The 21,657-nt window shown below is 44.1% G+C and carries 21 protein-coding genes; 7 read left to right on the top strand and 14 right to left on the bottom strand.

Going from position 1 to position 21,657, the window contains the following annotated elements; all coding sequences use genetic code 11:
* Nucleotides 1-5 precede the first annotated feature (5 nt).
* A complete protein-coding gene (locus LT679_RS06870; RefSeq protein WP_232176720.1) occupies nt 6-1,292 on the bottom strand; it encodes a DUF2851 family protein in 1,287 nt (428 codons plus the stop codon).
* A gap of 199 nt (nt 1,293-1,491) precedes the next feature.
* Here LT679_RS06870 and LT679_RS06865 point away from each other — a divergent pair, with 199 nt between their 5' ends.
* On the top strand, nt 1,492-2,805 hold the full coding sequence (locus LT679_RS06865; RefSeq protein WP_232176719.1) for an MFS transporter: 1,314 nt from the start codon (nt 1,492-1,494) through the stop codon (nt 2,803-2,805).
* Between the two features lie 73 nt (nt 2,806-2,878).
* Nucleotides 2,879-3,943 (top strand): M20 family metallo-hydrolase, encoded by a 1,065-nt coding sequence (locus LT679_RS06860; protein WP_232176718.1) that lies wholly within the window; start codon nt 2,879-2,881, stop codon nt 3,941-3,943.
* Between the two features lie 872 nt (nt 3,944-4,815).
* Here LT679_RS06860 and LT679_RS06855 read toward each other — a convergent pair.
* The 3 genes from LT679_RS06855 to pyrR all read right to left on the bottom strand — a co-directional run bounded on the left by LT679_RS06855 (nt 4,816) and on the right by pyrR (nt 6,932).
* The gene (locus LT679_RS06855; RefSeq protein ID WP_232176717.1) at nt 4,816-5,280 is read right to left on the bottom strand and encodes a hypothetical protein; all 465 of its coding nucleotides are present in this window, start codon (nt 5,278-5,280) and stop codon (nt 4,816-4,818) included.
* Between the two features lie 101 nt (nt 5,281-5,381).
* Nucleotides 5,382-6,305, bottom strand: a complete 924-nt coding sequence (locus tag LT679_RS06850; RefSeq protein WP_232176716.1) for an aspartate carbamoyltransferase catalytic subunit — start codon at nt 6,303-6,305, stop codon at nt 5,382-5,384.
* 81 nt (nt 6,306-6,386) lie between these two features.
* Nucleotides 6,387-6,932 carry a bifunctional pyr operon transcriptional regulator/uracil phosphoribosyltransferase PyrR gene (pyrR, locus tag LT679_RS06845; protein WP_232176715.1) on the bottom strand — a complete coding sequence of 182 codons (546 nt, stop codon included), beginning with the start codon at nt 6,930-6,932 and terminating at the stop codon, nt 6,387-6,389.
* A gap of 215 nt (nt 6,933-7,147) precedes the next feature.
* On the opposite strand from pyrR, the gene LT679_RS06840 reads away from it, so the two are divergent.
* Complete coding sequence (locus tag LT679_RS06840; RefSeq protein ID WP_232176714.1) at nt 7,148-9,862, top strand: carboxypeptidase-like regulatory domain-containing protein; 2,715 nt, start codon at nt 7,148-7,150, stop codon at nt 9,860-9,862.
* A gap of 23 nt (nt 9,863-9,885) precedes the next feature.
* Here LT679_RS06840 and LT679_RS06835 read toward each other — a convergent pair whose 3' ends face one another.
* The 3 genes from LT679_RS06835 to LT679_RS06825 all read right to left on the bottom strand — a co-directional run bounded on the left by LT679_RS06835 (nt 9,886) and on the right by LT679_RS06825 (nt 13,004).
* Nucleotides 9,886-10,176, bottom strand: coding sequence for a hypothetical protein (locus LT679_RS06835; protein ID WP_232176713.1), 291 nt, complete (start codon nt 10,174-10,176; stop codon nt 9,886-9,888).
* 75 nt (nt 10,177-10,251) lie between these two features.
* Nucleotides 10,252-12,198: a 30S ribosomal protein S1 gene (gene rpsA / locus LT679_RS06830; RefSeq protein ID WP_232176712.1), complete on the bottom strand. Its 1,947-nt coding sequence runs from the start codon at nt 12,196-12,198 to the stop codon at nt 10,252-10,254.
* Between the two features lie 119 nt (nt 12,199-12,317).
* Entirely contained in the window at nt 12,318-13,004 is a 687-nt protein-coding gene (locus LT679_RS06825; RefSeq protein WP_232176711.1) for a hypothetical protein, read from the bottom strand.
* 113 nt (nt 13,005-13,117) lie between these two features.
* Here LT679_RS06825 and tyrS point away from each other — a divergent pair, with 113 nt between their 5' ends.
* Genes tyrS through LT679_RS06810 form a run of 3 tightly spaced genes read left to right on the top strand, consistent with a single transcriptional unit; the run spans nt 13,118 to nt 15,389 of the window.
* Nucleotides 13,118-14,401 carry a tyrosine--tRNA ligase gene (gene tyrS / locus LT679_RS06820; RefSeq protein ID WP_232176710.1) on the top strand — a complete coding sequence of 428 codons (1,284 nt, stop codon included), beginning with the start codon at nt 13,118-13,120 and terminating at the stop codon, nt 14,399-14,401.
* A gap of 48 nt (nt 14,402-14,449) precedes the next feature.
* Nucleotides 14,450-14,926, top strand: a complete 477-nt coding sequence (gene parS, locus LT679_RS06815; RefSeq protein WP_232176709.1) for a type II RES/Xre toxin-antitoxin system antitoxin — start codon at nt 14,450-14,452, stop codon at nt 14,924-14,926.
* Nucleotides 14,927-14,933: 7 nt separating this feature from the next.
* Complete coding sequence (locus LT679_RS06810) at nt 14,934-15,389, top strand: RES family NAD+ phosphorylase (RefSeq protein WP_232176708.1); 456 nt, start codon at nt 14,934-14,936, stop codon at nt 15,387-15,389.
* A gap of 3 nt (nt 15,390-15,392) precedes the next feature.
* On the opposite strand, the gene LT679_RS06805 is transcribed toward LT679_RS06810, so the two are convergent.
* From LT679_RS06805 to LT679_RS06795, 3 genes are read right to left on the bottom strand one after another with little or no spacing between them, the layout of a single operon-like run.
* Nucleotides 15,393-16,559, bottom strand: coding sequence for a pepsin/retropepsin-like aspartic protease family protein (locus LT679_RS06805; RefSeq protein ID WP_232176707.1), 1,167 nt, complete (start codon nt 16,557-16,559; stop codon nt 15,393-15,395).
* A gap of 27 nt (nt 16,560-16,586) precedes the next feature.
* The gene (locus LT679_RS06800) at nt 16,587-17,246 is read right to left on the bottom strand and encodes a PH domain-containing protein (protein ID WP_232176706.1); all 660 of its coding nucleotides are present in this window, start codon (nt 17,244-17,246) and stop codon (nt 16,587-16,589) included.
* 59 nt (nt 17,247-17,305) lie between these two features.
* The gene (locus LT679_RS06795; RefSeq protein ID WP_232176705.1) at nt 17,306-18,292 is read right to left on the bottom strand and encodes a LuxE/PaaK family acyltransferase; all 987 of its coding nucleotides are present in this window, start codon (nt 18,290-18,292) and stop codon (nt 17,306-17,308) included.
* A gap of 157 nt (nt 18,293-18,449) precedes the next feature.
* Here LT679_RS06795 and LT679_RS06790 point away from each other — a divergent pair, with 157 nt between their 5' ends.
* Nucleotides 18,450-19,121 carry a lipid-binding SYLF domain-containing protein gene (locus tag LT679_RS06790; protein WP_232176704.1) on the top strand — a complete coding sequence of 224 codons (672 nt, stop codon included), beginning with the start codon at nt 18,450-18,452 and terminating at the stop codon, nt 19,119-19,121.
* A 49-nt stretch (nt 19,122-19,170) separates the two neighbouring features.
* On the opposite strand, the gene LT679_RS06785 is transcribed toward LT679_RS06790, so the two are convergent.
* Genes LT679_RS06785 through LT679_RS06770 form a run of 4 tightly spaced genes read right to left on the bottom strand, consistent with a single transcriptional unit; the run spans nt 19,171 to nt 21,606 of the window.
* Nucleotides 19,171-19,857 carry a DUF1345 domain-containing protein gene (locus LT679_RS06785; protein ID WP_232176703.1) on the bottom strand — a complete coding sequence of 229 codons (687 nt, stop codon included), beginning with the start codon at nt 19,855-19,857 and terminating at the stop codon, nt 19,171-19,173.
* Between the two features lie 51 nt (nt 19,858-19,908).
* Nucleotides 19,909-20,151: a YwbE family protein gene (locus LT679_RS06780; RefSeq protein WP_232176702.1), complete on the bottom strand. Its 243-nt coding sequence runs from the start codon at nt 20,149-20,151 to the stop codon at nt 19,909-19,911.
* Between the two features lie 4 nt (nt 20,152-20,155).
* Nucleotides 20,156-20,485 (bottom strand): DMT family transporter, encoded by a 330-nt coding sequence (locus LT679_RS06775; protein WP_232176701.1) that lies wholly within the window; start codon nt 20,483-20,485, stop codon nt 20,156-20,158.
* A gap of 11 nt (nt 20,486-20,496) precedes the next feature.
* Complete coding sequence (locus LT679_RS06770; protein WP_232176700.1) at nt 20,497-21,606, bottom strand: TlpA disulfide reductase family protein; 1,110 nt, start codon at nt 21,604-21,606, stop codon at nt 20,497-20,499.
* Nucleotides 21,607-21,657 lie beyond the last annotated feature (51 nt).

Genomic DNA, 21,657 nt, shown 5'->3' with positions numbered 1-21,657 from the left:
CAGTATCAGCTTAACTTTAGTATCTTATTACCAACGGCGCAATCAAGGCATTTCTTATGATCGCAATAATTATTTTTTAACTCGAGCAATGCCTGGCTTTCAAACGCTGTTTTAATCTTCAACCCTAATTTAACAAAATCTGCAATAATGTTGTTTGTTTCGGCAGGTAAACTTTCTAACAACTTTAGCGCACGGTTAATGTAATATTGCTGTTTATGCTGCTTGCCGTAGGTAAATAAAAATAAAGCCACGGTGTTCAGCAACAACACATCGGCCGATGCCCTCCCCAGGTTTTTGGCGGACGGCTTGCTTTCGGCATCAAAGCGGTAATGATTTTCCCAATAAGGGTTAATGCTGATACTGTCAAACAATTTACGCAAAATCTCCACCTCGCGTATCTCTAAAATTTTACTGAGCAAATGGTTTGATTGCATTACAAGCCCGGCAAACTGTGCCAGCCTGATGGTAGGAAAATTTTGCGGCCGCATACGCATAAACTTCCATAAATGGCTATCAATGGGTTTAAGGCCATGTTTATGTTTGAGATACTGATATTCCGTTTTTAATTTCTGCGGATATTCATCAACCATATCACCTTCCAAAAAACCGGCCTGCCCGAATATCAATGCCTCTATTTGCAGCGGGTTATTTTTATGCTTGGCTAACGTAATCTGCGGTAGCGAACGGGCCAGCAGCTCAAAGGGCAACGCGTTTATTTTAAAACCAAAATTGGCCGCTAAAAACTGGTAAAATGTTTCTTCCCAGTCGCCGCGATTAGTTTCAAGGGCAGTTAGTAGCGCTGCTGAGCGTTTCTCAAGCCTTTCTACCAGTATACGCGATAGCCAGTTGCTCATAGTAAGCTCGTCAACCAGGGTTATGCTTGCCTCGCAGGGAATAAACTGCCGCTCACCAAAAATAAGGTTATGGTAACGGCCATATAAGTCGGGCGATATGCGGTTATGCAGTTCAAGCGTTGGCAACTTGCGGCAATTGGGTAGCGTAACCGGGGCATCATCACGGTAAACCACGTGCAGTATCACATTGTCATAAGCCTTATCGGTAGTGTGGTTGTGGCGTTGCCAGTCTGCCGAGGAAATATGCAGTTCTACATTGCCTGCCCAGGTGGTTTCACCAATGCGCAGGCGCGCGTTATGAAAATCGGGCCCGGCATGTTTATTATGCATACCTGCCGAAAATACTTCAATCTCATCACCCTCAACGGATTTTAGCGCGGCACGGTCAAACAGGCGGAACTTCCATAAGTAATGCAAAAAATCCTCGGTGATAAGCATGTCGCAAAATAATGGTTTTGAATGGGATTTTGAAAAGCGGCTTTAAACCGGCTCACCCTGTCATCGCTAACGCTCAACATCCCTCTCTTCGCAAGCTAAAAGAGTACCTTTCGGCTTTTACCTTTTACCCTTCTCCTTTCACACTTTACCTTTCACCTTTCCGCTTTTACCTTCACCTAAAAAGAACTACTTTTAAATCATGAGCCAAACAGCAACCCCACACACTACGGCCGAACGCCTGCGATCCATCATTGGCGGCTCCATGGGTAACCTAGTGGAGTGGTACGATTGGTATGCCTATTCATCCTTCTCGCTGTATTTTTCGGATGCGTTTTTTAAGGACAGCGATCCCACAGTCAGGCTGCTGAATACCGCCGGTATATTTGCTATCGGCTTTTTAATGCGGCCTGTAGGCGGCTGGCTGATGGGTATGTTCGCTGATAAAAAAGGAAGAAAGACGGCGCTCACGTTTTCGGTATTGCTGATGAGTTTGGGGTCGCTTATCATTGCGGTAATTCCATCGTATGACAGTATTGGCGTTTTCGCGCCAATATTGTTGCTGCTGGCTCGTATGCTGCAAGGCATCAGCGTGGGTGGCGAGTATGGTACCAGCGCAACCTACCTCAGCGAAATGGCCGACAAAAAGCACCGGGGTTTTTATTCCAGTTTTCAATACGTTACGCTTATTATGGGGCAATTGCTGGCCATGGGGGTATTGGTGTTGCTGCAACGGGTATTTTTATCAGAGGAGCAGCTTCATGCCTGGGGCTGGCGCATACCGTTTGTGGTGGGTGCCGCGCTGGCCATCATTACTATGTACCTGCGCCGCAGTTTAAAGGAATCATCATCCTACCAAAACCAAAAAAATAGCGCAAACCCGTTAAAAGGCACGTTGCGTGCATTAGCGCAGCACCCCAGGGCGGTATTTACCGTAATAGGTTTAACCCTGGGCGGTACGGTAGCCTTTTACACGTTTACCACCTACATGCAAAAGTTTTTGGTTGATACCAGTAAGTTCAGCAAGCCAGAGGCATCGCTAATATCAACACTGGCACTGGTGTTTTTTATGCTGCTGCAGCCTTTATTTGGTTTGCTGAGTGATAGGGTAGGGCGTAAACCTCTGCTGGTGGCCTTCGGTATCTTAGGTACACTGGTTACTGTGCCTATACTCAACAGGTTAAGCAACACCCATGAAGCCGTGCCTGCCTTTATGCTGATCATGATGGCGCTGGTGGTGGTAAGTTGCTATACATCCATCAACGCGGTGGTAAAGGCGGAACTTTTCCCTGCTAATGTACGGGCTTTGGGCGTAGGCTTTCCTTACGCTATAGCGGTATCGTTATTTGGCGGTACGGCCGAGTATATCGCGCTGTACTTAAAAAGTGAGGGCCATCCCGAATGGTTCTTTTACTACGTTACGGTATGTATTTTCATATCGCTGTTGATATACGGCACCATGAGCGATACACGCAAGTCGTCAAAAATTGAGGATGAGTACATTAGTGAGGTGTAGCTTTTCAAAAATCAATAATCGGCAAAAAAGCTTATTTTTGCGCCTTACCAAACGGGTTCGCCCCGTGATTTATATGACCGATAAACAGCACTTATTTCAGCAGGCGGTGCAGTTGCTGCAGCAGCTGATTGCTACACCATCCTTTAGTAAAGAAGAGGATCGTACTGCCGATATCATAGAACAATTTCTGAAGCAACACGGTATTGAAGTTAGTCGCAAGTTAAACAACCTTTGGGCCTGGAATAAGCACTTTGATGCTGCCAAGCCTACCATCCTGCTTAACTCGCACCACGATACCGTTAAACCCAACTCCGGCTATACCCGTGATCCGTTTGATGCTAAAATAGAGGACGGCAAGTTATACGGGCTGGGTAGTAATGATGCCGGCGGTTGCCTGGTGTCGCTAATTGCCGTTTTCCTATACTTTTATGAGCAGGAGGGTTTAAAATATAACTTTTGCCTGGCTACTACTGCCGAGGAGGAGATCTCGGGCGTTAACGGTCTCGAACTGATCATCCCCGAACTGGGCGATTTGAGCTTCGGAATTGTAGGCGAACCCACCCAAATGCACCTGGCCATTGCCGAAAAGGGACTCATGGTGCTGGATTGTACCAGCCACGGCAAGGCAGGCCATGCTGCCCGCGAAGAAGGTGACAATGCCATTTACAAAGCGCTGACGGATATTGAATGGTTCCGTAACTTCAGGTTCCCGAAGGAGTCGGAAGTGTTTGGACCGGTAAAGATGTCGGTTACCATTATTAACGCCGGTTCGCAACATAACGTGGTGCCCGCAAGCTGCACCTTTACGGTTGACGTGCGCGTTACCGATGCTTACCGTAACGAGGAAGTGCTGGAGATCATCCGCAAGCATGTAAGCTGTGAGGTTAAGCCGCGTTCTATCCGCTTAAAACCATCATCAATAGATAAAGCCCATCCAATAGTGCAGGCCGGTATTGCCCTGGGCAGAGATACCTACGGTTCGCCAACCACGTCTGACCAATCGTTGCTGGATATTCCATCCCTGAAAATCGGTCCCGGCGATTCGGCACGTTCACATACTGCTGATGAGTTTGTTTATGTGGATGAGATAAAGCAGGGGATAGAGATTTATATTAGTATGCTGGAGCAGATTTGCTAAGTTAATTCTTCAGTTTGTTACCTGTCCTTAACTTCTTTTGTACGAACAAAAGAAGCAAAAATCGCCGGCTACGTCCTGCCCGGTTAAAGGTTGTGCTTTAGCAGAGCTTGTGCTGCTCCGGGCATTACTGATGCCGGTTATTGAGGTTATTTACGGTTGTACGAGTAGATATAAAATACAGTATCGTCATTACGAGGTACGAAGCAATCTCTTTAGTACAGTCATTTATGATTAACTTAAATAGGTTGCTTTGTACCTCGCAATGGCGCGTAGCAAAAGCGTAGGCCTGTCGGAAAACCGGGTCGGGAGTATGGCCTGTGCGGCTGAAGGTTTTTTCCGGCTTGATGTTTGGTTACTTTGCATCTAAGGTAAAGTAACTGGCCTCTGCGGCCAAGAGCAGACTGACGATAATACAAACACAACCCCTTTTTAAAAAGCAACTTACCTAAACCGCTTTCATTACCTGTCCTTAACTTCTTTTGTACGAACAAAAGAAGCAAAAATCGCCGGCTACGTCCTGCCCGGTTAAAGGTTGTGCTTTAGCAGAGCTTGTGCTGCTCCGGGCATTACTGATGCCGGTTATTGAGGTTATTTACAGTTGTACGAGTAGATATAATATACAGTATCGTCATTACGAGGTACGAAGCAATAACGCGTAGTAAAGAGCGTCGACCTGCCGCAAAACCGGGCCAAAAGTATGGCCTTGTGTGGCTGAAAGCTTTTTTACTTGACGTTTGGTTATTTTGTGTCTAAGACAAAGTAACTGGCCTCTGCAGCCAAGAGCAGACTGATAATCGGCAAAGCATGGTCGATTATGCGATGTAAAGCGATATATTACTGCTTGTGCTTTTAACTATAAATTTCCGGAATCATCAGCCAGCTAAATAGCTTTCGCCGGTAAGCTTTTTAAATTTTGTTTCTTTGCTGTTCCATCTGATTAGATAGATCAGTGCGCCCGATAGATAACATAAAGGAATTAAAAGTAGCAGAAACGCTATAACGGCATTAATTGATGGGAAAGTGCCGCTTAATGAGGTGGTAATTAATGCTATAAAAGACAGCGGTACGATCAGCATCATGCCCATAACCACGCCGCCGTTTTGCAGGGAATATCGGGTACGGCCTACAAGCCGGTCTGCTTCCCATGTTTTCACAAACTCAATCCGTTTTAAGTCTTCCTCTGTACGACCACTCTTTTTTAAGTATTCGTTTTTTTCTCGTTGTTTAATAGTTCGATCATAAAAACCAACGGCATTTAATCCCCCAAAAAACAAAATAAAAAACAGGTCAGATCTTTTAAATTCTATTATTTGTAAAAAATCAAGTACAATGTACATGAACAACCATATCATGAAAAGAATTAAAAAATAATACAGATTAGCCCTTATCCTACCATTGTTAATGAGCCAAGTTAATAGTTGTTCAAGTTTTGGTTTCATTATCCCTGCCCTGCTAACAAATACAACACCGCCATACGCACGGCCACACCATTCTCTACCTGGTCAAGTATAACGGATTGCTTGCTGTCGGCCACATCGCTGGTTATTTCAACGCCGCGGTTGATGGGGCCGGGGTGCATCACCATAATCTCTTTATCCAGGCTGTCCAGTATCTGCTTGTTTAAACCGTAAAGCATGGTATACTCCCGTAGAGATGGGAAATATTTTATATCCTGGCGTTCCAGCTGTATGCGCAGCATGTTAGCTACATCGCACCAGTTAAGGGCTTTTATCAGGTCATGTTCTACCTTTACACCTAATGTGCCAATGTATTTAGGTATAAGGGTTGTGGGGCCGCAAACCATCACTTCGGCGCCCAGTTGTTTGAGGCAAAGTATGTTGGAAAGTGCCACGCGTGAGTGTAATATATCACCAACGATTACCACTTTTTTACCGGCCACATCGCCATATTTTTCGCGGATAGAGTAGGCATCCAGCAGGGCCTGGGTAGGGTGCTCGTGCGCGCCATCGCCCGCGTTTACTATCTGCGCGTTTACGTGTTTTGATAGAAAGATGCCCGTGCCCGCATATGGGTGGCGCATTACCACCATATCCACCTTCATGGCCAGTATGTTATTCACCGTATCAATTAACGTTTCGCCCTTGCTTACTGATGATGACGATGCCGCGAAGTTTACCACATCTGCCGAAAGACGCTTTTCAGCCAACTCGAACGACAGGCGGGTACGCGTCGAATTCTCAAAAAATATATTGGCAATGGTAACATCCCTCAGCGAAGGCACTTTTTTTATCGGCCTGTTTAAAACAGCTTTAAAAGTATCGGCTGTTTGTAAAATCAGTTCAATATCTGCCCGGGTCAGATCCTTAATGCCCAAAAGGTGCCTTGTGCTTAATCCTGCCATGTTATGTTAATTTCGAAATTCAGATTTTCGATTTCGAATTTATTTTTAATTACGATTATTGATCCTAATGCTGTTTCAGGTTTATTTTACCTCGCTCAACAGCTCTATCTTATCTTCACCATCAGTTTCTTTCCAGCTTACCACCACACGTTGCGATGCTATCGAATCCACTTCGATACCCACATAGTCGGCAGCCACCGGTATATGCCTTGAGTAGCGGCGGTCAACCAGTGTAAGCAACTCCACCTTTTCGGGGCGGCCAAAGGCTTGCATAGCATCCATTGCCGCGCGTATGGTACGGCCGGTCCACAGCACATCATCCATCATCACTACCTTTTTACCCTCGATAATAAAATCAATACGGGTTTGGTTAGGCACCAGCGGATTTTCGCGACGGCGAAAATCGTCCCGGTAAAAGGTAATGTCCAGGTCGCCCTGTAAAATGGTATCGTTAGGTAATATTTTGCGGAGCTCTTCGGCCACGCGCTTGGCCAAAAATATGCCGCGTGGCTGAATGCCTATAAGTACGGTGTTTGAAAAATCGTTGTGATTTTCGATCAACTGACGACACAATCGCTGTATCGTTATCTGAAATTTCTGACCGTCGAGCAGTGTTAGATTTAGCATCGCTGGGATAGATTTGGGCAAAAATATGAAAAAGTTTGATTTTAATGCCAGCCCGACGGGATGTTAAGTTAAACTTACCTATATTGACATTGAATTTTACCTGTGAGACCTTACAACCTGCCGCCATGCTATATATCAAGCGATTTATTTTTTGTGCAACGCTGATAACATTTTTCACAAACGCGTTTTGCCAGTCTGATACTGCCGGAATAAAAATGCAGATAAAGGATGCCGAGGCCTACCAAAATAAATATCCTGCTGAGAAACTTTACCTGCACTTTGATAAGCCTTATTACGCCGCAGGCGATACCATCTGGTTTAAGGCCTATCTGGTTATGGCGGCTAATGGTGCGCCTTCCGTAAAAAGTTCAAAACTCTATGTATCGCTATTAAATGAGGCGCGTACAGAGGTGATCAAGATAGCGGTTCCGGTATCTTCAGGGCTTGCGCAGGGTTACCTTGTTTTGAATGACCAGGATATTGCTGACGGTAGTTACACCGTAAGGGCATATACTAACTGGATGGGTAATTTTAATGAAAATCATTTTTTTCACAAGCAGTTTTATATCGGGCGGCCTGCTGCGGATTCATGGCTCATATCATCATCGCACACGCTAAAAAAGGTAACAAATGGAACAGAGGTAAGGCTGTCAGTACAAATTAAAGATATGCAGCAACGGCCGGAAGGTTACAAAGACGTTGAACTGCGTGTACTTGATGGAGACAAACCCTTGTTTAAGAATGTGAGTGTAACACCCGATAATGGTATTATAAATACCGCATTTGTGATTCCTCAAAGCAGGGATACAGGCACTTTTAGCATAAGCCTGGTTAACCTTAAAAACAAAGAGCAAGCGCTATCTTTTCCGTTTTATAGCGGTTTAGCACAAAATATTGATGTACAGTTTATGCCGGAAGGCGGGAGTTTAGTAGCCGGGCTTTATAATCGGGTAGCGTTTAAGGCCGTTGGTGAGAGTGGGTTGGGGCTGAACGTTAAAGGCAGTGTTTTCAACTCCAAAAATGAAGAGGTAAGTGTATTTACCGCGTTGCATAAAGGCATGGGCATGTTTGCCATATCGCCAAAGGTAGGTGAAAGCTATACAGCTAAGATCTGGGTGAATGACAGTATACAGATCAGCCGGCAATTGCCGCCGGTTAAAAACTCCGGCCTATCACTACGGGTTGATAATATATCAAAGCCTGATTCTGTAGTGGTACAAGTAACCGGTACGCCGGATATGGCTGGTAAGCAGTTCTCATTGATTGCCCAAGCGCGCGATGTAATATATTTCGGATTGCCGTTAACGCTTAATAATGGTATTTACAATCGATCTATAAGTAAAAAACTATTTGCACCGGGAGTTGTGCAGTTTGCCTTGTTCAACGCCCAAAACCAGCCGCTTAACGAGCGCCGTTTTTTTGTCAATCATCATGATACCCTGCAAATTAATACAGGTGATACCCAAAGCTACTCGCTCCAGGATAGCATCAGTATAAATTTAAACGTAACAGACCGTGAGGGCAGGCCGGTAACAGGTGTCTTTTCGGCGTCTGTTACTGACGATATGCAGGTTAAACAAGATAGGTATACCGAAAATATTGCAAGCCGGATGTTGCTCACCGCCGACCTCAAAGGAAATATTGAGCAGCCCGGCTGGTTTTTTAAGGATGATTCGGTAACAACCCGCCGCGCGCTTGATGTTTTGTTGCTTACCCAGGGTTGGACGAATTATACAACCCAGGATATGCTAAAGGCTGATGTTGAGCCGCAATATATTGCCGAGGCAAATAACATCATAGCGGGCAAGGTGACTAACTTTTTTAAAAAGCCGATGAAAAACGCCAAGGTTACTATCATGTCTACCCTGAGTGATGAGCTATTCGTTGCTGATACACAAACAGATGATAAAGGCTTGTTTTGGTTTACCGATTTGCCGGTTGCTGATACCGTTGCCTACACGTTGAAAATACACAATGCCAAGGGTAAGGTACCCAATGGCAGTATAAAGGTATTTGAACCATTGCCTATGTGGCCAGTGGCCGCTCAAAAAATAAGGCCTGCGCCCTGGTTTTACAAAAGCGATCCAACCTTATTAAAATATCTGAAAGCTAATAAGCAACACGCAGAAGACAACCGGAAACTAAACGCTGGTAATGTAAAAGGCGCTCTGCTTGATGAGGTGAATATTAAAGGTAAAAAAGCTGCCAAACGAATTGGAATGGTTTGGGCTACTCCGGTAAAACAGATAGCCGAAAAGGAACTTATTGAAGCGAGGCGCACAACGCTTAAAGATCTTTTATACAGCAAGCTTAAACGTTTCCGTATATCGAGTACATATTCTCAAACGATATTCACAAAAATTGGCTTACAGCGCCAGGAAAACTATGTTTATGAGTCGACCTTGATAGGAGATGTAGTTGTAGATGGCATAAGTTTCAGAAGGTTGCTTGGCGATGCTATACCCGGCGACCCGACCGGTAGCGGGTTTAGCTCTGCGGCTCCCGATGAATTCTTCAGCAATGTAAATTCGTTTTTTACCCGTTTAAGTGCTGAGGACGTTAAGGATATTCAGATAATGCGTTCAGATGTGAGTTATCTTTTGTCGATTACAACGCGTAGTGGGGCAGGGCCAATGTTAAGCGGCAGTACTTTCGGCAGTTATGTTTACCGACCAATGCCGTTGCAGCCGCGCAAGGATTTTTATCGCCCGCGTTATCTGGTACGTAATACATCAATTTCTGATTTGCGCTCTACCATACACTGGGAGCCCAATATTATAACTGATGATAAGGGTAAGGCAACTTTCTCATTTTTTGCGGCTGCAAAACCTGGTACTTATACCTTGATTATTGAAGGCACGTCGCTCGACGGGCGCTATGGGCGTAAGGTGGAAAAGATTACCGTCAACGGCGAGCAAAAGTCAAAGTAAAGTAGCTGTATCGAAATCGCTTGTTAGCATTGAATAGCAACCACAGCAAACGGCAAAAACAGCATAAGCAGCAACATAGGTAATAAGTAAAGCGCTACTATTACATTAACTATTTTTGATGATTTATTATAAATCGGCCAGTTACAGACGATGTGCTTTACAAGCTTGCCATAACTTATAGCAATCAGGACAGCAATCAAAAGCATGACAAAGACAACAGCTGATTTATCGATAGACGGAATAAACACCGTTCCTGTAGGCAATAATAATACGATGGTAATTGGCAAATTCCTGAGCGTGAAAGTTTTATTCACGATAGCAATATAACTAAAAAAGCCGCTGTACCTAAGTGCAGCGGCTTTGCTATGAAGATTAAATTTACTTAATGTTTATTTTGAATCTTCCTGAGATTTGCGTGCTTCGCTTTCAGCACCTTCCATCTGTTGTTTTAATTGTGCAAGTACGCTAAGATCACCTAAGGTAGATTTCTCAACAGAATCTTTCACTTTTTTAACAGCATTGCTGGCAGCTTTAGCTTCTTTTTTGCGGTTCTCAAAGTCCTGAACGCGTGCTTCAGCGCGTGCTTCTTCCCAGATGCGTGAGTGAGAGATAACGATACGTTTGTTCTCTTTGTTAAACTCAATGATCTTGAATTCAGCGGTTTCGTCAGCCTTAACGCTTGTTCCGTCCTCTTTAACCAGGTGTTTGGTTGGCGCAAAGCCTTCAACACCGTAAGGTAAAGCTACGATAGCACCTTTGTCAGTAACTTTTAATACTGTACCTTCATGTATCGAGTCGATAGTGAATACGGTTTCGAAAGTATCCCAAGGGTTTTCTTCCAATTGTTTGTGGCCTAAGCTCAGTTTACGGTTGTCAGTATCAAGCTCCAGAACTACTACGTTCAGTTTCTCGCCAACTTTAGTAAACTCGTTAGGGTGGTTCACTTTTTTAGACCATGAAAGGTCAGAAATGTGGATCAAACCATCGATGCCGTCTTCCAGTTCAACAAACACACCAAAGTTGGTCATGTTTTTAACTGTAGCTACGTGTTGAGTACCAACTGCGTATCTTTCGGCAGCTTGTTGCCATGGATCAGGCGTTAATTGCTTAATACCTAATGACATTTTGCGCTCCTCGCGATCTAAAGTAAGTACTTGAGCTTCAACCTCGTCGCTTACTTTAAGGAATTCTTGTGGGTTACGCAGGTTTTGTGACCATGACATTTCTGATACGTGGATCAAACCTTCAACACCAGGGGTGATTTCAAGGAATGCGCCGTAATCAGCAACGGTAACTATTTTACCTTTAACTTTTGAACCAACCTGGATGTTTTCATCCAAATTTTGCCAAGGGTGCGGGGTAAGTTGTTTTAAGCCAAGGGCAATACGTTTTTTCTCGTCATCAAAGTCAAGTACCACAACGTTGATTTTTTGGTCAAGTGCAAGTACTTCACGCGGATGCTCGATACGGCCCCAAGATATATCGGTAATGTGCAGTAAGCCGTCAACGCCACCAAGGTCGATGAATACACCGAAGTCAGTAATGTTTTTAACGGTACCTTCCAATACCTGTCCTTTTTCAAGGCGGGCAACAATCTCAGTTTTTTGGTTCTCCAGGTCGTCCTCAATAAGAACTTTGTGAGATACCACAACGTTTTTGAATTCGTGGTTGATTTTAACAACTTTGAACTCCATAGTTTTACCAACGTACACATCGTAATCACGGATAGGTTTGATATCGATTTGTGAACCTGGTAAGAAGGCTTCAACGCCCATTATATCAACAATTAAACCACCTTTAGTACGGCTCTTAACAAAACCGGTGATGATTTCATCGTTATCTAAAGCAGCATTAATGCGCTCCCATGATTGTTGTGTTTTTGCACGTTTACGTGAAAGTACTAACTGGCCGTTAGCGTCTTCCTGCGATTCAACAAAAACTTCAACTTTATCGCCTACTTTAAGATCAGGCATATCACGGAATTCAGAAGCCGACACTAAACCGTCTGACTTGAACCCTACGTTTAAAACAACATCTTTGCTGTTGAAGCTAACTACTGTACCGGTAATGATCTCACCTTTAGTAATAGAGCTGAAAGTACCATCGTACAGTTGCTCAAATTTCTGACGGTCTTCGTCATTGTAGTTACCGAACTTTTTGTCGTCAGCGTCCCAGTCAAAATCAGCCGATGGGGTTGCCAGTTGAAGTTTGATGTCGTCGATAGAAAATGAATCAGCTTCTGATTCAATTCTTTCTTTTTGCGCGGCGGCTTTCACTGAGTCCAGCTCAGCCTGCTTAGCTTTTAATTCTTTTTCTGCTTCTTGTTTTTTTGCCATTAAATAAATTTTCTCCTTTTCCCAATTATAAATTGGGACTGCAAAGGTAAGGATATATTTTTAGTACAAAAAAATTTATTTAACGTTAAATGTTGATTTTTAGAGAGTTTTTATCAACATCACATCAGTTTTTCGGCTCCAGATGTTAATCCTTCTCCTACGGTATCAAACACCGTCATGTATTTATTAATTATTTTTTGGCGATAGGTAGTGAGCACGCGGTCAATATCGGCTTCTTGTGCAGGGGTAAACGGCGTTGGCCATACGCGCATGCATATGCGTTTCAGCGCGTAGGCAATCTGGTGGGTTTCAGCATAGGTATGCAGGTAGCGGTCTCGCTTAAACATGTCGAAAAAGCGTAAAAACACATCAGTGTTTTCCATGCCGCTAAAGGTTAAAAAGCTTGCTATCGTATCATCGGCGCAGGAGTCCAGGTGATCGTAAAAATCATCAGGATTTACTTCGCCGGTAGTGATCAAAAGGTTATCCAATATCAGTTCAATAGCGATATGACCTAAAAAAAAGGGCTTTACGGCTGTGCCTTCAACTATTGGCGCGAGCTCGAGTTTGAGCGCGTGCGAGTGTTCCAAAAAGAATTCAGACGAGTGGAAATATCGGTCAACTTCGAGGTGTTTTTTCCAGCCTGCTATAAGTGAGCTGATGTTTGAGTCCGGATGGTCCAGCTTTTCAGGGTGAAGAACAATACTTTTGTCGGCATTTTTAAGCAGGTCGGGCAGTACGGTGCCTAATACGAAATAACAGTTGCGGTTATCACGCTCGTAGTAGTAATGCGACAGAAAATTCATAGGTGGTGCTTGTAATCTGTATTTACGCGATCATCACAATTTACTAATTTTTAATGATAACGGCGCCAATAATGTTATTATTTTATCTTTGCAGCTTTTGAAAATCAAGTACAATGAACTTTGTTGAAGAATTACGCTGGCGGGGCATGCTGCATGATATTATGCCCAAAACTGAGGAAGAACTGAATAAAGGTATTACCTCGGGCTATATCGGTTTTGACCCTACTGCCGACTCGCTGCACGTAGGCCATCTTACGCAGATCATGACGCTGACGCATTTTCAGCGTGCCGGCCATAAGCCGTTTGCATTAGTGGGCGGCGCTACCGGCATGATAGGCGACCCCAGCTTTAAAAGCCAGGAGCGTAATTTATTGGATGAGCAGACACTTAACCATAATGTGGAGCGTATTAAAGCGCAGTTAGCCAGCTTTCTGGATTTTAACAGCGGCGCTAACAGTGCCGAAATGGTAAACAACTACGATTGGTTTAAGAATTTCAGCTTTCTTGATTTTATACGTGATGTGGGTAAACACATTACAGTGAACTATATGATGGCTAAGGATTCGGTAAAAAAGCGGCTCGAAGGCGATTCGGGTTTATCATTTACTGAGTTTACCTATCAATTACTGCAAGGTTATGATTTTTACCATTTGTGGAAAAATGAAAATTGTATACTGCAAATGGGCGGCAGTGACCAATGGGGTAATATAGTTACCGGTACAGAGATGATCAGGCGTATGGGCGGCGGTTCGGCCTTTGCTTTAACTACGCAGCTAATTAAAAAGGCTGACGGCACCAAATTCGGCAAAACCGAAAGCGGCGCGGTGTGGCTTGATCCGGTGCGTACGTCGCCTTACCAGTTTTACCAGTTCTGGCTTAACAGTACCGATGCTGATGCCAAAAGCTACATCCGCATATTTACTTTATTAGACAGGGAAACTATTGAAGCCCTCGATACAGAGCATGATGCAGCGCCACATTTGCGCGTTTTACAAAAAGCTTTGGCTAAAGATATTACCATACGTGTGCACGGCGAAGCGGCTTACGAAAAAGCGATCAAATCGTCGGACTTTTTATTTGGTAACGTAGGTATTGAGTTTTTAAATGAACTAACCGATGCTGAGGTAAAAGGCATATTTGAGGGTGTACCTAACTTTAATGTATCAGTTACTGAACTTAGAGAAGGTATAAATGCTACTGAATTGTTAGCCGGAAAGACAGCCGTATTCCCATCAAAAGGCGAAGCTAAAAAGATGATACAGGGCGGTGGTGTAGCGGTTAACAAAAATAAAATAGCTACGCCTGAAGATATTTTCAATGCTGAAAACTTAATTAATGGCAAATATTTAGTTGCTCAAAAAGGGAAGAAAAATTATTTTTTAATTATTGCTGAATAAACATAAATTCCGACATTTTGTATTTATATTTGTATAAATGTCGGAGTTATGAAAAAGGATGCGAAAAATGAATTAAATGAGCCGATGGTAGCTTACCTGCCAACGCCTACGCCATACTATAATTTGTTGGGCAGTAGTAAATCATTGAAATTCAACACTGAGTTTGATATTATCACTTTGGCAAGGCAGGGCTTTCCTAAACATGTGTTGCTTAGCCTTGCCAAAAAAATATCGCTTACCATTCAGGAGCTCGCCAACATACTGCACATTTCCGAGCGTACCCTGCAGCGCTACGAGGATGATGCCATCATTAAAAAAGAATATGCCGAAAAGGCTGTTGAACTTGCCCGCCTGTACAAACGCGGTGAAGATGTTTTTGGCTCCGCCGATAAATTCAGGCAATGGGTAAAAACGCCATCTTACGTGTTTAAAGGTGAAACCCCGGTTTCACTGCTGGATACATCAGCCGGTTTTGATATGGTGTTCCGTGAGTTGGGCCGCATTGAGCATGGTATATTCGCTTAAGCTTTAAATGATAGTTTACCGCATTACCAGTTGCGATTACGCGCGCGACCTTGCCGGTACAGGTGCCCGATTATACGGTGGCCGCTGGAACAGCGAGGGCAGGCCAATGCTGTACTCCGCGTCATCACGATCATTAGCTATATTGGAAGTACTGGTGCACTTGCCACCGCTGCTGGTACCTGATAATTATTGCCTGGTTGAAATTGAATTACCACGGAACAGTATTTTCCAGGTGGATGTTCAAACGCTGCCCGCTAATTGGCACGATGATATATCCGTATCAAACTTTACCCGCCGCATGGGGGATGAGTTTCTGAAAAAGCAGGAGCATTTAATTATGGCTGTGCCTTCCATTATTGTACCGGCGGAATTTAATTACCTGATCAACCCGAAACATCAGGATATGGATAAAGCCCGTATAGCAAAAGTTTCGCCTTTTAGGTTTGATGACAGGTTGTTATAGCAATTAGCTCCTGTAATCTGACGCGATCAGCGCGTTAGGTTTCAGATACAATTGATCTTGCTGAAAATCAAACACCAGGTTAAAGCGCTTGAGCAAATCATTCCCTAAATAATTTATTTCAAACCCAACCGGGTTTTTACCGCTTAGCATTAGCGCCGGTACGTTATTGAGCTTGTATTTGCCTAATTGATAGGTAGGCGTAAACACAGTTTTAACGGGATATTTTACTCCGCGCGGATCTGTGGCCTCTAATTGTTTGGCTACTTTTAAGTTTTGCGGAAAATTATTGCGGGCTGCCCAACTGCTGTCCAAGATCATGGCGCGGTCAGAACCTGTATCCATTAAAAAGTCACCAATATAATCTTTACTATTTATCAGGAATGCACCGCTAACACACGCGAACGAGCGGATAAATTTAAGCTTCAGTTTATCATACCCCTTTAAATAAGTGGGTAGTTGGGTATGGATCAATAACAGGTGCTTGTCGTAATTCACTTCAACAACTTTGCCTTCAAATAGGTTCCAGCCAAAGCGGCCATCCATTTCGTGCGCGGTTTGGTTATTGATGGCTACCTCGGGGTTGTTCCATACCGTATTGCCCAGTTGTATTTTAGTGATCTTGTCCGCCTTGCTGAAATCAGGCTTAGCTTGACCGCGCTGCCCGGTAAGCAGGTGCGTTTTGTTAAGCACGGCATTCCGTATAATGCGAAAATCAAAGGAGCCAATATCAAAATGCATATTTAAAGTATCAATGTTGTTTAATATACATTTTACCTTGATGGCGTTAAATGCGGTAAGCTCAAACGGAATAGTATCAGTAGCAGCGGTAATCTTCGTTTTTGTTTGGGGCGGAATGGCGCTGGCTATCTGTGTATAGCACGAATCGGTGCCATTAAGTAAAACCACAAAATTGAACCTGCTGCCGGGGGTGACTTTTACTTTAATAGAATCAATGTCGGTATAAAAAGTAACCCACTTGGTTTCGCGGGTACGGTCGGCTGTATAAACGTCGGGTCTTATTTGTGGCAACAGGTTCCAGAAATTTTTGTCCAGAAACTCTCCGTCTCTTATGCTCACCTTTTTTGAGGTTGCTTTTATAACAGGCAACTTTTGTTGCGCAAAGGCCGGACTAAAACAGCATGCTAAAACAAATAAATAAATATACTTCATGTTAGCGCCGGGCTTAGGCAATGCAGTTTACAAGTCTTTTAATAACTCCAGTTTCTTTTGGTTGTATTCTTCCTGCGAGATCAGGCTGTTATCAAAAAGCATTTTCAGTTTCTTTAGCTTTTCGGTCAGCTCGTCGGGTTTTGCTACCGGCTCTTCCTTAACGGGCTCGGGTATTGGTGTTGGCTCAGGAGCAGGGGCCGGTTGTGGCGCTGGCGGCTGTATAGCCACATGTCCGGGGTTATCAATATTTACTGAACCCGATTCGGCACGTTTTTCTTCCAGTTCGCGCAGGCGGCGGGCTTCACGCTCGGCTTCCTTACGCTCTTGCGAATACTGGTAAAGCTTGCGCGCCTGTACTTTAGGCAGGTAATCCACGCCCATTTCGGCACTGTTAACGGTTTTCACGGTAAATACGGCACCAATAATCTCTTCCTTGGTATGTACGTCAACAATATCCTTCCAAACAAAATCAATAAATTTTATAGACAAGCCAAGATTTGCAGGGGTGAAGAACAACACCCGTTTGTTGGTTAATGCAATGCAATCCGGAAATAAATTTACCAAGGGTTTTTTTTGTACAGCGATGTACAATATTTCTTCACCGGTTGTAAGTAGGTCAACCAGGCGGGTGTATACTTTTTCAACGGCAGCGGCATCCTGCTGGTCGTTTAAAAACTTTTCTATCATATTTTTAGCTTTAGGCTTTAACGCAAAAATAGCAAAATACTGATAGGTGCAAATTAAGTTTACGCTATCAGCAAATTACAGCCCCTGATGTCGGAATTATCAAAGCGGCCAAGTATCTCAAAAGAGCCGTCGGCATACACTTTCCCCAGATCCTGCGTGGCGATGAACGAGCAGGAGTTAATGTTAGCCAGGTCAATAATATTAATGCCACCCGTTTTTCCCGTTTCCATTAAACTCAACGGGTCATTCGGGTCGCGGGCAATGATGCGCATCCATGGCGGGCAGTTGAATATACCTTCACCTTTTGAGTAAGCCTGCGATAACAGCTCTGTCATACCATATTCCGAATGTATTGAACTAACACCAAACCCCCGGCAAAGCGTGGCGTGCAGTTCATCGCGTATCATCTCCTTGCGGCGGCCTTTCATGCCACCTGTCTCCATTACTATAAGCTCCGGAAAGTTGACCTGGTAAAGCTCGATGAAATTTAGCAAGGCAAAGGTTACGCCTAATAACAATGTAGGCTTTTTTAATTCCTGCAGTCTTTTTAGCTGATGATATAAGTCGGCATGGTTGTACAGGTAAAAGCCGCTGTCGGGATTGTTTGATTGCCTGATCAAATCATCGGCCATGTAAATGAGTGATGAACCTTCGCGCTCCAGATAGGAGGGCAGCAGGGCCAGCACCGTATAGTCCTTTATATCGCCATAAAATAAACTAAATGCTTTGCGAAAGCTATCCACATACCAGCTTACATCGGTAACATGGTGGCGGCTGGTGATCATGCCGGTAGTGCCAGAACTGGTAAAAGTAAGCTCGATATCATCATGCGAAGTAACCACAGCCTGCGATTTAAAGAACTCCACCGGCATAAAAGGAATATTGCGTACATCATTCACTGTTGAAGAATCAACATTTAATCCGCTTAAAAATTCCTTGTAAACAATATTATACTCAGCCTGATACCTGAATACTTCAATTGCCGTGCGATTAAAGTCGACCGCATTGCTGATAGAAAATACTTGCTCTTTACCGGGTTTGTTCATCGCTGCAAAGATAATTAAAAGCCCGACGGGGCAAATTTAACGCTTGCCCTGCCTATCATAATAAAGTAAAATGCGCGTTTAGATAAACAAGCATTATGCTTGTTGGTTGTAATATTGCAGCTAAATACATAGACGATACCAAACTTTTAAAGAGCTTATGAAAACGTTAAAATTTTTAAAACTCCCGCTTTTGCTAAGCGTGTTTTTTATACTGACATCAGCCGCTGACGCAGGCAAGGAAACAGAAAGAATCAATAAATCAACCGAGGTGCTAACTGCATTTACCAAAATGAAGGAAAGCATACCGCACGAATTGCTGCAGGAATACCAGGGCCTTGTAGTAATACCCAAACTAATTAACGCGGGCTTTGGCATTGGCGGCAAACGCGGCAAAGGTGTGGCCATGGTGAAGCTTGCCGATGGTAGCTGGAGCGATCCGGTATTTATTACCATGACCGGCGGTAGCATAGGCTTCCAGATTGGCGTTCAATCGGTAGACTTGGTGCTGGTGTTTAAAAGCAAAGGCGTGCTCACCAAGGTTAAAAATGGCGACTTTACCATAGGGGGTGATGTATCGGCAACGGCGGGTCCGGTTGGGCGTAGTTCAAGCGCCAGCACTGACCATGAGCTGGATGCCGAGATCTACTCATACTCGCGCAGTAAAGGTTTATTTGCCGGTATAAGCATTAATGGTTCAAACCTGGCTATCGACAAAACATCCATCGCTAATTTTTACGGCGCTAATGCTACCTCGCAGGATATATTCGCTTCATCAAAAAATACCAGTGAAGCGGTAAAAACGCTGAAAGCTACCTTAGCTAAGATGTAAGCTCAGAATATTGATTATAAGAAAAGCCGGACAGAACAGTCCGGCTTTTTTAGTTTGCTATAAGGCCCGAAACAATGTTGATGCTTAGCGCTACAATTGCCGTGTTAAACACAAATGATACCAAGCTGTGTACCAGTGCGAGGCGACGGATTCGGCGTGACGATATCTCCACGTCTGAAACCTGAAACGTCATCCCGATAACGAAGGAGAAATACACAAAGTCAAGATAATCGGGTTGTGGTTCATCCGGAAACTGAAGGCCGCGGTTGGTGGCGTTTTCCTGTGCATCGTAATAAACGTGCGCGTAACGGAGCGTAAAAATGGTGTGCACCAGCCACCAGGATGTTATTACCGCGCCTAAAGAAAGAAAAACATGGGCGGCTACTTCTTCATCGGTATGCCCTTTTGTTGACTTAAGCAGAATATAAATAGCAGCCAGGCTGATGACGGCTGAGCATAAAACGATGATGAAGATTAGCGTGCGGCTTGAATCTTCAATACTGGCTATCTTGCGTATCTCGCGCGGATGGGCGCCGAATATTACAATCCAATCCAATATAATTATGCTGGCGGCAAAGCCTATCCAAGTGGTGAGTATGGTAGCCGGTACCGATTTGTTGTGAAAGATGAAATACGCTCCACCGGCTACTAATAGCGCGAATAGGATACGGTAATGCGCATCAATCCTCAGAAAGAAGCCTTTGGGTTTATGGATTTTAGGGGTTACGCCGCTCATCTATCAAATATGAATAAACGGCGGCAAATTATTCACTTTCAGGCAACTATTTTAGTCGCCGATTATTTCAGCGACGCGGCCTACCTGCCCGTCCTCTAACCGTACTTTTATGCCGCGCGAGTGAAATGCCGCGCTGGTAAGCAGTTTTTCAACAATGCCGCGTGTGCGTGTACCACTGCGCTGGTCTTTTTTGAGGATGATGTCAACCTCAAGGCCTGGATAAATATCTTCGCGGCGCTGGCCGTTGTTGCCGCCGCCTTCGCTGGTAAGCCTGAATGTGCGTATGCCTGCCATAGTATTAATGTGAGGATACAAATTTAAGCCCAACAATTGAACTTATCAGCGTAACGATAAAAAATAAACGCCAAAAACTGGCAGGCTCTTTAAAAAACAGGATGCCGATAAGTACCGTACCTGCCGCGCCGATGCCCGTCCACACCGCGTAGGCTGTGCCCAGGGGCAGGGTTTGAGTAGCTTTGTACAACAGGATCATGCTCAGGGTCAAAAAAAACAGAAAGCCGCCAATCCACGACCAGTACAGGCTGCCCGAAGCTTCTTTAGCTTTACCTAAACAGGTGGTGAAGCCAACCTCGCAAAGCCCGGCAATGATGAGAATAAACCAGTTCATGCCGGCAAATATCAGCTTTTTGCCAGATACTGATCTATAAATTTTATGATCTCCTTATCGCCGCCTTCTTCATAACCGTCAATTTTTTTAACAACCTTATTATGCTGATCCACGATGTAGATTTGCGGAATAAAGCCTAAGTTGTAACGGGAGTCGGCACGGTATTTCTCCGCGGGTTGTATTAAAAGTTGCTGCCAGGGCATCTTTTCCTGCGCCATAGCGGTTTCCCAATCGTTTTTGTTATCATCAACTGAAATGCTGACAATACGCACATCCTTAGCCGGAAGTTGGTTGTAAATCTTTTTAAGCGACGGTATTTCCTGCCGGCAGGGGCCGCACCAACTTGCCCAAAAAACTACAATGTTCAGCTTTTTGGCGCTGTCGAGCACGGGCAGTAATTTATCGTGCTGATCAGTAAGGCGGCTTTGAATAAAGATATCTTTACCTGGTGGCTGATCGTCAATAAACCGTTTTAAACTCCGGCCTTTGGTTGATGCCTTTACATCGTTGCTAAAGTTGTTGTAAAAGCTTTCAAGGGTTTTGTGGTCAAAGCTGTAACGCAGGTTACCCATGGCGAACAGACCATAATAAGTGTTGGGCGTTTCTTTTATGAGTTTGTTTATACTTGCAGCCTGGGCTTTGCTTTGGATGGTATCAATACTGATTCTTTTATAAGGTAGATCGCTATTTTTAAAGTAAAATTTGTTTTGCACTCCGCCCGTAAGCATTGTTTTAGCGTTGGGTTTTGATAAATCGCCCTTAAGTTCAATGGTGCCGGGTTCGATCATAAAGCTATCGTAACTATTCAAGCCATGGGTTGTCATCCTGGCATCCTTACTTGTTACAAATAGCACTTCCTGTTTGCCGTCACGGTTATAGGTCAACTTAACCAGGTCAGGTTCCATGGTCGTGTCGGGATGGATGTTGAATTCAAACTTGCCACTGTTAACTTTGGCCGAATCAAATGGCTCGCTACCTATCGGATAGGTTTTGGATAGATAGATGAAATCGGTATTCAGCCCTTTAATATCACCTTTAATGATAACGGAGTTATTTTGTTTGCAGGCCGAAAAAGTTAACACGGCAAACGCGAGAAATAAAAAGCGGGTAGTTGTATTCATAGATCAGGTATAAGTTTAATGTAAATCTACCTATACCTGATCGTATTTTGA

It is taken from the genome of Mucilaginibacter roseus (assembly GCF_021215455.1).
Classification (GTDB): Bacteria; Bacteroidota; Bacteroidia; order Sphingobacteriales; family Sphingobacteriaceae; genus Mucilaginibacter; species Mucilaginibacter roseus.
Note: the sequence above shows the minus strand (reverse complement) of the source record. Positions and strands in the feature narration are given on the sequence as shown.